Origin of the sequence: Pseudoalteromonas sp. 120-MNA-CIBAN-0494, from assembly GCF_040308885.1 — a bacterium.
Taxonomy (GTDB): domain Bacteria; phylum Pseudomonadota; class Gammaproteobacteria; order Enterobacterales; family Alteromonadaceae; genus Pseudoalteromonas; species Pseudoalteromonas nigrifaciens.
Window position 1 is genome coordinate 18,970 of record NZ_JBEOOE010000021.1, and the last position, 13,349, is coordinate 32,318.

Genomic DNA, 13,349 nt, shown 5'->3' on the forward strand with positions numbered 1-13,349 from the left:
GGAATAGATAATGCGTAATTATAATTTAGACTTCATTCGTGGTATTGCCGTACTTGGCTTGGTGTTTATGAATATATACACCTTTGGAGTATTCGAACTCGGTTATACGCCCCTAACAACCCCACCAAGCAGCGATAGCCTGATTCAAACATTAAACCTAATATTTATAGAGGGGCGTTTTAGGAGCATATTTAGCATACTGTTTGGGGCGGCTTTATACATACAATGGCAACGCTATAACTTGGTTTTACCACTTAAAAGCCGCCTATATTGGTTACTAGTTTTTGGTTTATTACATGGTTTTTTACTTTGGGCCGGCGATATTTTGTTTTTGTATGGGGTGTCGGGGTTGCTTGCTATAAGGTACTTAAGCAGTACCAATGAGCAACTTTTAAAGCACGCCTATGGGTTTATTCTACTCTCGGGTTTGGCAACCGCTTTAGTTATGTATAGCGTACCAGAGACATTAATATACCGAGATTCGCCAGAGTTTAATGCTTTGTATAGCCAATACTTTCAATCATATGGCGATCACTTGTTATCTAACATAACTATGAACGCCTTAATGGTGTTTATGGTGCCTATACTTACCATGTGGGTAACGACAGCGCTAATGTTATTAGGTATATATCTGTATAAGCAACAGGTGTTTGCTAGTGGCTTATCGGCAAAGCAACTCATTTTAGTAATTAGTAGTGCGCTACTATTTACCAGTTTACGGCTAACTACAGAGCAATATAGCAGTGGTGTATTTTATGCGCTGCAAGAATTAATTAACAGTGTGGCAGCATTATGTATGGCGGTTATTTATATTCACATTGCAGTTAAGTTGTGTAGTAACAATGCCAACACAGGAAAATTAATTCAACAAGTAGGGCGTTTAGCATTTAGTTTATATATAAGCCAAACGTTAATGCAACTTGTGTTGTTTAAAGTGTTTTTTAAGCAGTGGGCGCTCAGTTTTAATCGTATTGACTATTGTTTAGTTGCTACCTTACTAATCGTTATTCAGCTTATTATTACTGCCATTTATAGCCGCTATTTTCAACAAGGCCCTTTAGAATACATATGGCGAAAATTAACCTACGCAAAAATCACTGCTTAAACGGCTACAAAGGTTAAATTAAGGGCGAAAAATTATTGTGGGTGGTTTAAACTAGCAGCCTTTAAAATTAAGGTGAATTGCTTCCATGACAGACTTAAAACGATTAAATAAATTTATTAGCGATACTGGCTTTTGTTCGCGACGCGAGGCTGATAAATATATTGAAGACGGTCGTGTTACTGTTAATGGTATTCGCCCCGAAATGGGTGTAAAAGTTTCATCTACTGATGTTGTATTGGTAGATGGCAAAACACTTAAAGCAATACCTAAACGCGTTTATATTGCCTATAACAAACCCGTTGGTATTACCTGTACTACAGAGCGAAAAATTCAAAGTAATATTGTTAAAGCCGTTAATTACCCCGATAGGATTTTTCCAATAGGGCGCTTAGATCGCCCATCTGAAGGGCTAATATTTTTAACTAACGAAGGCGACATTGTTAATAAAATTTTGCGTGCTGGCAATAATCACGAAAAAGAATATGTAGTTACTGTAGATAAACCAATAAATCGTCAGTTTGTAACTAAAATGGGTAATGGTGTACCCATACTAGATACCATTACTAAAAAATGTAAAGTAACCCAAACCGGGGCGCAGCAGTTTACTATTATTCTAACCCAAGGGTTAAATCGTCAAATACGTAGAATGTGTGAATATTTAGGTTACGAAGTGGTCACACTCAAACGCGTACGTATTATGAATGTGACGCTTAAAGGTTTAAAAGTAGGGCAATGGCGTCACTTAACTGAACAAGAAATGGCGATTATAAACAACTCTATCTCTGATTCAGGAAAAACCCAAGAGCATTCAGTATACGATGAAGCAAACGCTTTACAGCAACAAAGCCCGCAAGCTGTTGCTAAGCCGCAAAAAACAAGTGATAAAAAACGTGATTTTCAGGGCGAAAACCCTAAACGTTTTAATCAAGGTGAGCGCACTGAAGAACGTAAAAAAGAGCGTAGTAAAACGCCTTATCAAAAGCGCTCAACCACTTATGTTGGTAAACCTAAAAGTATAAAAGCAAATAAATCATCCGACTCAAAAGGAATATTGAGCCTTAAAAAATAAAGCGATATAATATTAGGTACAGTACAACAACTTAATTAACCTGCGATTTTAATAATTTATTATCAAAATCGCTATTTATTACTCTGTATATATTCTATAAGTTTATCCAAAGGCATAGGTTTACAGTAATAAAAGCCTTGTATTCGAATATTATTGAACTTAGATAAATAACCGATCAGCTCAGGGCTTTCTACACCCTCTACTACCACTGTTTTATTTAACTGTGTACAAATATTAATAATGCCTTCTAGCAATGCTCTTTTTTGCCCAGCTAATTCGGCGCCAATGGTAAATTCACGATCTATTTTTATTATATTTGCCGGCTGACGCGATAAATAAGACAAACTAGAGTAACCCGTTCCAAAGTCATCAATTGCAACATTAAAGCCTTTATTCATTAACGCTTTAAGCACTTCTTCAATAGCGCCTTTTTCTGACATAATCATTTCAGTCACTTCGATGGTGAGTAACTTAGGTTGTATGTTTTTTTCAGACGTTAACTTATAAAGCTTTTCGGTAAAGTTTCGCTGTTGTATTTGTTGGGGTGAAAAGTTAACTGCAACACAAATGTTTTGTAATTCAGCTATGCTACTCATATCGTTTAGTACTTGAGTAAGCACTTGTTCGCCCACTTGTAATATTTGCCCTGTTTGTTCAGCAATAGGAATAAAAACAGCAGGAGAGATATAACTGCCATTATTTTTCCAGCGAACTAAAGCTTCTACAGCAACAATACACTGAGTAGTTAAGTTATAAATGGGTTGATAATAAACCTCTAATTCCCCATTTTTAATCGCTTTTTGTAGCCCACTTCTAATTGTAACCATAAAATTATGGCTCTCATCCATAAGCTTATGGTAAAAACAAAATTGATTGCCGCCTAAAGCTTTAGCGTTATCCATTGCTATATCAGCTTGTTGCAGTAGTAATGTAGGGCTAATAACCTCTCCATCAGACATAGCTATGCCAACACTCACTGTAAGGTGGATATCAACCTCACCTAAGTTATATATATCGGCTAGCGATTTTATTATAAGTGTAATTTCCTGCGATAATTGCTGCTTAGATATATTACAGTAATGCAATACAAACTCATCATTGCCAAAACGCGCTATGGCGCCCGCCCCAACAGCATTTTTCTTAAGCCTTTTAGCGACTAATTGCAAAACCATGTCACCTAATTTATGGCCCAAACTATTGTTTACTGCGCTAAAGCCATCTAAATTAAAAAACACCATCGCGCAATTAACATCTACACAGTTAACTTGCTTAGCCTCTATTTCTGCATTTAATGCATCACGGCGTAGCAGGCCGGTTAACTCGTCGTATTTAGCCATTTTATGTAACACAACAGACTGTTGCCTCAGCAAAAAAGTAGAATCATTGGCTAATATCAAAATATAAATAAACGCAAAAGTAAGCCATATTATCATTTGCTCAATTTGTGCAGCTTCCCTAAGTTTTGAATAGTCTTTAATAAAGCTATAAACGTTGTGCTTAATTAATCCTCTTACAACAATTTCGTTAACTATATAGTGCTTACTATAACGGCTTAATAAGCTATTTAAATCTTGAACATTTTTTTGGTTTTTGTCGATTGCGAAATAAATTTTAGGTGTTAACTCAATAAAAGTATCAAATGAGCTGAGATAATCTATGTATCTGCTTTCAATTAACAAGTTTAAATTTAACAGGGCCAGCACTTGGTATTTTCTACCATTGCTTGCCGTTATTGGAATTGAGAACATAATTATGGGCGTATCTGTGTCTAATGTTGCAGAGTTAGCCGCAAATCTAACTTCATTTTTAGCGGCTTTTAACCAGTTAGTAATAGGACTGGTTGCAATTAATCCGTCATTATCAAATTGCTTAGAATACGTTGTACCGCTTATGTAATTCAAATTTTCATCGAGAAGAAGCATACTGCTAATAATTTCAAAATCTTGGGTATAAATTTTTAAGTCTATATTAGCCATTTTTCTAAAATCGTCGGCATTCACTGCTTCTAAGCGTGTTTTTATGCGAGTAAGTGATGTGATATGACTTTCAAGGTTTTTATTGAGTATAGTTTCAACAAACTTAATTTTATTTTGTGCATCTGCAGCTACGCTAGTTACCGTTTTAACCGCGGTAACATGCCAAAGTGTTATGCCAATAAAAATAGCAAAAAACGTAATTACTTTAGCGGTCATTGAACCTTTAACGGTAGTGATAGGATTTTTGATTTTTATAATTAAAGCTAAAAAAAACACAAATACCATTACAGCACTAAAAGATGAGATAAAAGGGTTATGGCTATTGCAAAACCAGCTACAACTATTGTGTCGCCACAAACTTAGCTCAAAGTTAACAAACAATATAGCGCCGATAATGAGTAATATAGGTATGAGGTATTTAATTTTTTTTGTAGGTAAAACCTTAGGTAAAAAAGCTAATAAAATAGCTAACCCTAACGCAGTCAAAGAAAGTTGCAGAGAAATAACCGGCATTAAGCTTTGCGTAACAACAATACTTTCTAAGGCACCCAAAAAAGAAACAACAAGAAAAAATTGGATAAAACCTAAATACAATATACTTGCTGCTGATTGAGTTAGGGATAGTCTCATTATTTTCTCAAGTCCTTAAAATGATTAACCTCTAGGTTACATTAGCATTATTAAAACAAAATACCAGATATTTAAAATGTTTGTATGTATATAAAATATAAGAAAAACGACGTTATTTGAGCGGTATAATCATAATGGTACTTTATTACTAGGGGTAGGCAGTTTATAAGGCAGGTTTAGAGTGCAATATAAAATAAACGCAGCCTTAGCTGCGTTTATTAATTTAAAAAGAGTTTATTTTTTCTCTTGAATTTGAGTTTTAAGAGGCTGATATTCAATTTTATATATAATGGTATAAAGCACAGGCACTACAATTAAAGTTAATATGGTAGCAAAACCTAAGCCAAACATAATAGTAACCGCCATTGATTGAAAAAACACATCAAATAATAGTGGGATCATCCCCAATATAGTGGTTATTGCTGCCATAGCAACAGGGCGTACACGGCTTACTCCTGAATCAAATACCGCCTGGTATGGCGCTTTACCTTCAGATAACTCAAGATTTATTTGATCCACTAATACTATGCCATTTTTTATTAACATACCGCTTAAGCTTAGTAATCCTAATAATGCCATAAAGCTAAACGGCGCATTCATGACCAATAGCCCAGCGCTTACCCCAATAATTGCCAGTGGTACAGTAGCCCAAATAACTAAAGGCTGCTTAACAGAGTTAAACAGCAATACTGTAATTGCAAACATAGCTAAGTAACCAATCGGCAATGAGCCAAAGATAGCTTTTTTAGCTTTACTCGATGACTCGTATTCGCCACCCCATTGCATTTCGTAACCGCGTGGCAGCTCAATGTTTTCGATATCGGTGCGAATGCGTGCAAATAGTTTAGCCGGCGTTTCGTCACTTAGTACATCATGGTCAGCCATAACGGTAATAGTGCGCTTACGATCGCGGCGCATAATCAAGCTGTCTTCCCATTCAACTACAAACTCATCAACAACTTGAGTAACCGGAATAAACACCCCCAATACTGGGCTGAAAATTTGTAGGTCGTGTACACTTTCTACGTTTAAGCGCTCGTTAGCAGGAGAGCGCGCAATAATAGGCAGTAATTGGGTGCCATCACGATATACACCTACTTGCTTACCCGACAAGTTAGTAAGCAATACTTGATCAAGGTCTGATTTACTAATACCTAAACGACGCGCTTTTTGTTCGTTAAACTGTGGGCGGATCATTTTGGTACGTGCCCGCCAATCATCACGAATATTATGCGAACCTGTATCTTGCGCTATGATATGTTTGGCTTGAGCAGATAGTTTTCTAAGTACAACTGGATCTGGGCCAGAAAAACGCGCTTCTATTTTTGCATCTGTTGAAGGGCCTATTTCCATAGGTTTAACTTTAAGCTGTGCGGCAACCGGATTGTGCTGTGCGAAATCTCGTACTTTTTGCATAACAGTAGCAACCGCTTCGCGGTCAGTTACACGAATAATCAATTGCCCGTACGCAGGGTATGACTTTTCAGGTGCATAAGTAAGCATAAAGCGCGGAGCACCTTGGCCAACAGTACTGGTTATTTCAGTAACCAATGGGTTTTGCTGTAAAAACGCTTCTAACTTTTTAATCCCCTCAAGCGTTGAGCGAATATCAGCGCCTTGTTCTTGCCAATAATCTACATAAAACATTGGCGTATTAGATGCCGGAAAAAATGATTGTTTTACAGCGCCAAAACCAACAACAGCACTGCACAGCAGTACTAACATTAAAACTAAGGTACTTTTTCTAAAGCGCATAGCAAGGTTTAAACTGGCTTTGTAACTGGTAAATATAAAACCTTGATATGGGTCGTCATACTCTTGCTCGCCATCAGCGTTTAATTGCGTTTCTTTAAACATTAAATTGGCAAAAAATGGTGTGAGGGTAATGGCAGTGATCCAGCTTAATAAAAGGGAGATTAGCAATACCCAAAATAAACTACCGGCAAACTCACCGCTGGCATCGGAGCTTAAACCGATCGGCGCAAATGCAGTAATAGCAATCACAGTTGCCCCAAGTAATGGCCACTTAGTTTGTTCAACAATATTAATAGAGGCTCTTAGTTTAGTTTGCCCACGTTTGAGGTTAATCAAAATGCCTTCGGTAACAACAATGGCATTATCAACAAGCATACCAAGTGCGATTATTAGCGCACCTAACGAAATTCTTTGCAAATCAATAGCAAATAACTTCATAAAAATAAAAGTACCTAAAACGGTAAGCAGTAAAATACCACCAATTAACAGCCCGCTTTTAACCCCCATAAACAGCAATAGCACTATAATTACAATGGCAATCGCTTCAACTAGGCTAACAATAAAGCCGTTTACCGATTTTTCTACTTCGTTTGGTTGATTATAAACGGCATTAATTTTAATTCCGTGTGGGCGCTGGTACTCTAATGACGCAAGGTGTGCGTCAATGTCGTTACCTATATCAACCACATTAACGCCCGACATAAACGATACGCCAATTAACAATGCTTGCTGTTGGTTGTAACGAATAATATTGCTGGGCACTTCGGCGTACTCGCGGTATACCTTAGCTACATCACCTAAATAAATTAGCTCGGTGGCACCCGATTTAGAAATAAGCAGGGTTTCTAACTCTTTTACATCTTTAAACTCGCCAGTAGGGTGCAAGCGAATAGACTCACTGCCGACCCTAATTTTACCCGCGTTAGAAACCGTATTTTGCGATTGTAATAATTGATAAATATGACTGGGCGCTATGCCTAATTGAGCAAGTTTTTGCGTAGAAATTTCAACCATTACTTGCGCTTGTTGCTCTCCTGCAATAGTTACTTTACTTACGCCTTTAACCAATACAAGTTCGCGTTTAAGGTAGTCTACGTAGTCTTTAAGCTCGTCATACGAATAGCCATCGCCGGTTACGGAATACATTACGCCGTAAACATCAGCAAAGTCATCAATAATTTTACTGGCGTATACACCACTGGGCAAAGATGGATTGAGGTCGTTAATTTTACGCCGCATTTCATCCCAAATTTGTCTTAACTCTTGTTTTCGGTAGTTACTTTTCATTTCTACGGTAATTTGCGACTTACCATTTGACGAAATAGAGGTAACGTAATCAACGTAAGGTAATTGCTGAATCGCATTTTCGATAGGAAAGGTAACTTCTTCCTCTACTTGCTGTGGCGACGCGCCAGGATACATGGTGATAACCATGGCTTTTTTTAACGTAAATTCAGGGTCTTCTAATTGCCCTAAGTCAAAATAAGAAACACCACCGCCAATAAGTAGCAGTAGGGTAAACATCCAACTAATAACTTTTTTCTCTATAGATAGTTGTGCAAAGCTCATAATTACAGGCCTCGCTCTTTATTCCATGGGCGTACTTGCATGCCTTCTTTTAGTGAATGTACACCGGCAGAAACAATTTGCTGTCCTTCTGTAATCCCACTGAGTACTTCAATGCCATCGCGGTGTAATTGGCCCACTTTTACTGCTTGTTTATGTATTTGGCCGGTTTGCTCGTTATATAACCATACATAAGCGTTGTTACTAATAGATTGCTGCGGATCAGAAAACACCGCCTCGTTGGGCAAAATAGTGTAAGCGGTTTGTGATTGCGTTACTTTACTTAAATCGATAAGTACGCGGCCAGTCATACCGGCAAGTAAGTTAAAATCTTCTGGTACTGGTAGCGAAAACACAACTTTATACGTTAATGTGGCAGGATCTGCTTGGGTGTCCCACTCTTTAAGTGTGAGTGTGTATTTTTTATCGTGATAACCGTCAAAAATAACCGTTGGTTGGTATTGAGTTCCTTTAATAAAGCGCGCCACAATTCTTTCAGGTACTTGAATTTCAACATCCATTAAATCGCGGGTTTCTAAACGCAATATATTTTGCTTTGTTTGTACACTTTCAAAGTTTTTTACAAATACTTTTGCAACAGTACCCGCAAACGGCGCTCTAAGTTGGCTATATTCCACATTCGTTTGTGCAATTTTAAAGGCCGATTCGGCAACTTGCTTGTTAGCAATAGCCTGATCAAGCTCTGATTGGCTGGTAATGCGCTTTTCGAAAAGTTGTTCAATACGCCCTAATTGTGATTTAGCCAGCTCATAGCGGGCTTTACGCTCATTATATTGCAGCTGAAAATCTTCAGGGTCTAACTTAGCTAATAGTTGTCCTTTTTTTACATGCTGACCCGCTAATACCGGAAACTCAACCAGCTCACCGCTTACTCTAAATGCAAGGTAAGAGCCTTGATTTGCAACTACTTCAGCAGGAAAACTGCGAATGTTAACTTGCGAATCGTGACCAATATTAAATAACTTTACCGGGCGTATTGGCTCTTCTTTTACTTGCGGCTCAGGCTCAGAGCAGGCTATTAAACCAAGTAAAGTCGTCGTTACTACACATAGACGTAAGAGGTGCATATTTTCTCCATGAAAATTAAAAGCTAAATAAAGTCAGTGCAGCATACTCCGCAAACATATAAAATAAAATTCATTAAATTTTAAAAACTCAATAAGTTTTACTTATGTTGTTATTGGCAATGCTATGAAACTCAATCAGCTACAAATATTAGACGCCATTGTACAAAGCGCAAGCTTAAGTGCAGCGGCACTTAAACTACACAAAACGCAGCCAGCGCTTACGTTAGCAATTAAAAGTTTAGAGACAAAAATAGGCTTTGCGCTACTCGACCGTTCGCAATACCGTTTACAATTAACCGAAAAAGGGCGGATTTTTCATCGCCAAGCTAAACAACTGCTCAATAACAATGAAGAGCTTGCACAACTTGCAAAAGAGCTAGCACTGGGCAATGAGGCGCAATTTAGAATTTGTTATGAACAAATATGCCATGTGCAAAGCTACAATGAGATCATAAGTAATACTTTTAGAGTATTTAATAGCACTGAGTTTAGTTTAACCAGTGGTAAACGTTTTATTTCGTTGGAGCAGGTTAATAATGGCCAAGCAGAGCTTGGCATAGGCCCTTGGTTTGACTTGTTTCATGCTACCGGCGATTTAGAAAGCTTGCCCATAGGCAAGCTCGACATTGGTATTGTTAGCGCAAAAAATATTATACCCAACACACTTAGTTACAGTGAATTGCAGTCGTACCCGTGTTTAGCCATGTTTGAAAGCGGCCTGAGTATAGACAGTGATAGGTTGTCTTATTCTAAAGGCCCAGCAATGATGAAAATTGACGATATATCGAGCTTAAAATCGTTTTTATTATCGGGCGCTGGTTGGGCTATGATCAGCTTAGAGCATTGCGCTGAAGAAATTAAATCGGGATTATTACAAAAAGTCAGCATAACTGATCGCGAGCATGAATTTAGCACGCAAATTCGCGTTTTTAGGCAGCACTCTAGCCATCATGGGCCAGTAGCACGTACTATTTGGCAGCAGTTTACTCAACTTAGCCAGGCGTATTTGAAAAAACATGGAAATTGATAAAGAAACGCTTATTTATACCGTTATTGGTAGCATTCCTAAAGGGCAAGTTGAAAGTTATGGGCAAGTAGCCGCTATTGCGGGGTACCCGCAAAATGCGCGTTTAGTAGGGCGGTTATTAAAGCTAATGCCCAACGACTCAACAATACCTTGGCATAGAGTAGTAAGCAGCCAAGGTAAAATATCGTTTCCTATAGGCAGTAATAAATATCATGAGCAGCGACAAAAGCTGTTATTAGAAGGTATTGCATTTAAAAATGAGCGAGTGAATATGCGTGTGTACCAATGGCAGTAATATAACAAGTTTAATCTGCCTGCTGTTTACTTAGCCACTTGCTCAATGAGTGCGCTGTTAAAATAGTGCTAGCGTTAAAGTGTTTATAACTAAGTGCTTAACGCAATAAAAAGGGCAAGTTAAATGCTTGCCCTAGTTTGCGTGTAAAGTGCATGCTTTACACTAAGTTTTTGCCTTTTTGTTTCGCATTTTTAAGATCTTTAATAAGTGAGCAAAGTAAAATAACAAATACACCAAAGGCAATCACAGGCCAAATTAATACATAAATAGTAAGTAATGTTGTAGACATAATTTTTCCTTATTTATTGTCACTAAATTCAACAACACGTTGCTTAATTAAAGCAAAATCAAACGCGCTTTTGTTGCTGGTTAAGGTAAGCACTACACAAATAATAGCGCTGGCACCGTAAGCGGTCAGTGAGCTTAGCAATACAATATAGTCGCGTAAAAAACCTAAAGTAAAAAACAGTAGTATTACGGCTGTTATTGCGCCCAAAATTAACCCCGCAGTGCGGCCAAAAAAACCAAAACACATTAAGCCAATAACAACACCGCCGCCTACGCTTGCTATTACCTCAAAAAACAACGCGACAGCGCCAGTTAATTCCAGCCACTCAAAGCGTGCGACAATAAAGAGTAAAAACGCGCCGGTTACCGCGGTAGTAAACGCCAGATTTGTCACCTTATCCCAATATAAGCTAGAAATAACCGGAAACACAATTGCGCCCCACAGTGCGCCAACAAAAATTAGCATTGAGAGAATATCGAGTTTAAGGCTTGCAAATATAACGCCTAACATGGTGGCAACAACCATGGTAAAGCGGCCAACCCAAAGCATTTTTTTAGGGTTAGGATTGTTTTTACTTAAATGTTTACCGTATACGTCGGTCATTATAATTGCCGATAAGGCTGACAAGTCAGAATCGGCGGTGGATGAAAGCGAGCCAATAATCATCACAAATAATACTAACACCATAATAGGCGACAGGTAGGTTGCAGCCATTTGCGGAATGAGGTTATTTAAATCACCGTCTATAGGTTGCACGCCGGCTAGTAACGCCAGTAACCCCAGCATACCTAAGCCTATAACAATAGAGCCATAACCTATGGTTGCTGTAATAAAGCTCGGTTTTATTAAGTCTTCGCGTACAGCAAATAAGCGTTGGGCAATAGTTTGATTACCAATAGCGTATGCAAGAACTGCAACAAAAAAAGGCGCGCCTTGCTCTAAAATGGCAGTAGTAGAGAAAAAGTCAGCTTGTTCTATTGTTAAATTACTCATGCCTTGAGTAAATAAGTCGGGGCCATCGAGCTCAAAAAATAGCATAGGAATAATAACCACAGCGGCGAGCATCATAGCCATTAACTGGCCAAAATCGGTAAAAACCGAGGAGCGAAACCCCGACCAAAAAGTGTATATAAGCACGCCAGAGCCTGCAATTAATACCCCTTCGGTAAAGTTCAGTGGTGATAAAATATCTACTAGCGCACCGGCTGCAGTAAAGTTAACCATTAAACTAATTATACTGCCGACTATGTTTGAAGAGGCTAAAATCATTTGGCTAGCACTGCCATGCCGCGCATGCATAATTTCGGCTAAAGTACGCGCATTTGGCGCAAGCTCTCTAAAGCGCTTACCAAAGGGGTAAATAAATAAAATCATCAGTGCGCCCCAAAAACCGTAATGGATTGCCCCCGATAAACCATATTTGTACCCCGAACTTGCAGCAGCATAAAACGATGCTGCCCATATCCATGTGGCTGTCATACTCGCTGCAGACATGCTAAATCCAACGGATCCGTTGGAAACCATATAGCCATCGGCATTTTCTTGTTTTTTGCCAATACTTAGCGTGAATAAAAAGGTTAAACCATAAAAAGCAAATAAAACCAGCAGTATAGTGCTGGTACTAAACTGAAACATTTTTACTCCTTCGCCGCGTCACTCGTCATTACAATAGAGGTAATAAGGTGACGGTTATTATTTATTTTACGCAGTTAAAAACGCACGTAAATAATTAGAGGGCTACTAAAAACTTTATAAAATAGCTTAATAAAACTAGTAGCAAAAAATAGCTGATACGATCATCAGTAAAGAATAATGTAAGCAAAAACGCCCACATAAGAAATTAATGTTAACACAAATGGAGGATGTTATGTGATTTAGCTTGGTTTACAGTATTAAATGCTGAAATTGGTGCTGCTCAATATTTAATATAAATCAATTTTCCGCTAACGAATAACAACCAACAGGACGGCTATTTAATGTAATTATACAGCCAGTTTTCAGTGTTTGGTTAATACAGCAATAGCAACTTAAGCCTTATCGTTACCCTAAAAGGAAGTGAAATGTCGCTCTACCCATTTAAAAAATATTCAGCCACAGTGCCCACCCAGTGGGTTGATTTTAACGGCCATATGAATACAAAATATTATGGTTTAGTTATTTACGATGCGCATATAGATTTTACCGAACATCTGGATTTAGGTGAGCGATACCGTTATGCAAATAACTGCAGCAAAGCATTAGTAGAGAGCCATTGTATTTTTGAAAGGGAGTTGTGCAAAGGCGATGAAATTGAGGTTGTGTCTTGGCTGTTGTACGTTGATGAAAAACGTATTCATACATTTCATGAAATATATTGCACCAATAAAGGATATCGCGCCGCTGCGGGCGAGCACTTAGATTTGCATATTGATTTAGCAACCAGGCGAGTATCTCCATTTCCAAGTGAGGTGCTAGAGCGTTTAAAGGTAATAGAGCAGCAATTTTGCCAACTACCCAAGCCCGTTAAAGTAGGCAGTACAATTAAAATACCCAGCATAACTTGAACCTTG

At 38.2% G+C, this 13,349-nt stretch carries 11 protein-coding genes; 6 read left to right on the forward strand and 5 right to left on the reverse strand.

All coding sequences use genetic code 11. The annotated features are described in order from the left end of the window. The first annotated feature begins 10 nt into the window (after nucleotides 1-10). The gene (locus tag AAEY55_RS12600) at nucleotides 11-1,105 is read left to right on the forward strand and encodes a DUF418 domain-containing protein (RefSeq protein WP_182683615.1); all 1,095 of its coding nucleotides are present in this window, start codon (nucleotides 11-13) and stop codon (nucleotides 1,103-1,105) included. Nucleotides 1,106-1,190: 85 nt separating this feature from the next. Beyond that, the gene (gene rluF, locus AAEY55_RS12605) at nucleotides 1,191-2,174 is read left to right on the forward strand and encodes a 23S rRNA pseudouridine(2604) synthase RluF (RefSeq protein ID WP_350551627.1); all 984 of its coding nucleotides are present in this window, start codon (nucleotides 1,191-1,193) and stop codon (nucleotides 2,172-2,174) included. A 71-nt stretch (nucleotides 2,175-2,245) separates the two neighbouring features. Here rluF and AAEY55_RS12610 read toward each other — a convergent pair whose 3' ends face one another. Beyond that, a complete protein-coding gene (locus tag AAEY55_RS12610; RefSeq protein ID WP_350551630.1) occupies nucleotides 2,246-4,366 on the reverse strand; it encodes a bifunctional diguanylate cyclase/phosphodiesterase in 2,121 nt (706 codons plus the stop codon). Between AAEY55_RS12610 and AAEY55_RS12615 the strand changes: the two genes are divergently transcribed. Next, nucleotides 4,323-4,763 carry a hypothetical protein gene (locus AAEY55_RS12615; protein WP_350551633.1) on the forward strand — a complete coding sequence of 147 codons (441 nt, stop codon included), beginning with the start codon at nucleotides 4,323-4,325 and terminating at the stop codon, nucleotides 4,761-4,763. The two genes, AAEY55_RS12610 and AAEY55_RS12615, sit on opposite strands and share 44 nt — an antisense overlap. 251 nt (nucleotides 4,764-5,014) lie before the next feature. On the opposite strand, the gene AAEY55_RS12620 is transcribed toward AAEY55_RS12615, so the two are convergent. Both AAEY55_RS12620 and AAEY55_RS12625 read right to left on the reverse strand, forming a co-directional pair. Continuing rightward, on the reverse strand, nucleotides 5,015-8,104 hold the full coding sequence (locus AAEY55_RS12620; protein WP_350551636.1) for an efflux RND transporter permease subunit: 3,090 nt from the start codon (nucleotides 8,102-8,104) through the stop codon (nucleotides 5,015-5,017). 2 nt (nucleotides 8,105-8,106) lie between these two features. Beyond that, nucleotides 8,107-9,189, reverse strand: a complete 1,083-nt coding sequence (locus AAEY55_RS12625) for an efflux RND transporter periplasmic adaptor subunit (RefSeq protein ID WP_182678640.1) — start codon at nucleotides 9,187-9,189, stop codon at nucleotides 8,107-8,109. Between the two features lie 124 nt (nucleotides 9,190-9,313). Here AAEY55_RS12625 and AAEY55_RS12630 point away from each other — a divergent pair, with 124 nt between their 5' ends. Together AAEY55_RS12630 and AAEY55_RS12635 are read left to right on the forward strand one after the other, a co-directional pair. Then, nucleotides 9,314-10,216 carry a LysR family transcriptional regulator gene (locus tag AAEY55_RS12630; protein WP_011330065.1) on the forward strand — a complete coding sequence of 301 codons (903 nt, stop codon included), beginning with the start codon at nucleotides 9,314-9,316 and terminating at the stop codon, nucleotides 10,214-10,216. Further along, a complete protein-coding gene (locus AAEY55_RS12635; protein ID WP_350551641.1) occupies nucleotides 10,206-10,511 on the forward strand; it encodes an MGMT family protein in 306 nt (101 codons plus the stop codon). Before AAEY55_RS12630 ends, AAEY55_RS12635 begins: the two co-directional genes overlap by 11 nt. A 157-nt stretch (nucleotides 10,512-10,668) precedes the next feature. On the opposite strand, the gene AAEY55_RS12640 is transcribed toward AAEY55_RS12635, so the two are convergent. Both AAEY55_RS12640 and AAEY55_RS12645 read right to left on the reverse strand, forming a co-directional pair. Continuing rightward, nucleotides 10,669-10,800 (reverse strand): putative transporter small subunit, encoded by a 132-nt coding sequence (locus tag AAEY55_RS12640; RefSeq protein WP_011330067.1) that lies wholly within the window; start codon nucleotides 10,798-10,800, stop codon nucleotides 10,669-10,671. 9 nt (nucleotides 10,801-10,809) lie between these two features. After that, nucleotides 10,810-12,435, reverse strand: coding sequence for a sodium:solute symporter family transporter (locus tag AAEY55_RS12645; protein ID WP_182678642.1), 1,626 nt, complete (start codon nucleotides 12,433-12,435; stop codon nucleotides 10,810-10,812). Nucleotides 12,436-12,860: 425 nt separating this feature from the next. Between AAEY55_RS12645 and AAEY55_RS12650 the strand changes: the two genes are divergently transcribed. Continuing rightward, a complete protein-coding gene (locus tag AAEY55_RS12650) occupies nucleotides 12,861-13,343 on the forward strand; it encodes a thioesterase family protein (RefSeq protein ID WP_182678644.1) in 483 nt (160 codons plus the stop codon). The last annotated feature ends 6 nt before the right edge of the window (nucleotides 13,344-13,349 follow it).

What these genes read in the sequence shown, in the direction of transcription:
- AAEY55_RS12600 (WP_182683615.1), top strand. Translation starts at nt 11, where the DNA reads ATGCGTAATTATAATTTAGACTTCATTCGTGGTATTGCCGTACTTGGC.
- rluF (WP_350551627.1), top strand. Translation starts at nt 1,191, where the DNA reads ATGACAGACTTAAAACGATTAAATAAATTTATTAGCGATACTGGCTTT.
- AAEY55_RS12615 (WP_350551633.1), top strand. Translation starts at nt 4,323, where the DNA reads ATGCCAATAAAAATAGCAAAAAACGTAATTACTTTAGCGGTCATTGAA.
- AAEY55_RS12610 (WP_350551630.1), bottom strand. Translation starts at nt 4,366, where the DNA reads ATGACCGCTAAAGTAATTACGTTTTTTGCTATTTTTATTGGCATAACA.
- AAEY55_RS12620 (WP_350551636.1), bottom strand. Translation starts at nt 8,104, where the DNA reads ATGAGCTTTGCACAACTATCTATAGAGAAAAAAGTTATTAGTTGGATG.
- AAEY55_RS12625 (WP_182678640.1), bottom strand. Translation starts at nt 9,189, where the DNA reads ATGCACCTCTTACGTCTATGTGTAGTAACGACGACTTTACTTGGTTTA.
- AAEY55_RS12630 (WP_011330065.1), top strand. Translation starts at nt 9,314, where the DNA reads ATGAAACTCAATCAGCTACAAATATTAGACGCCATTGTACAAAGCGCA.
- AAEY55_RS12635 (WP_350551641.1), top strand. Translation starts at nt 10,206, where the DNA reads ATGGAAATTGATAAAGAAACGCTTATTTATACCGTTATTGGTAGCATT.
- AAEY55_RS12640 (WP_011330067.1), bottom strand. Translation starts at nt 10,800, where the DNA reads ATGTCTACAACATTACTTACTATTTATGTATTAATTTGGCCTGTGATT.
- AAEY55_RS12645 (WP_182678642.1), bottom strand. Translation starts at nt 12,435, where the DNA reads ATGTTTCAGTTTAGTACCAGCACTATACTGCTGGTTTTATTTGCTTTT.
- AAEY55_RS12650 (WP_182678644.1), top strand. Translation starts at nt 12,861, where the DNA reads ATGTCGCTCTACCCATTTAAAAAATATTCAGCCACAGTGCCCACCCAG.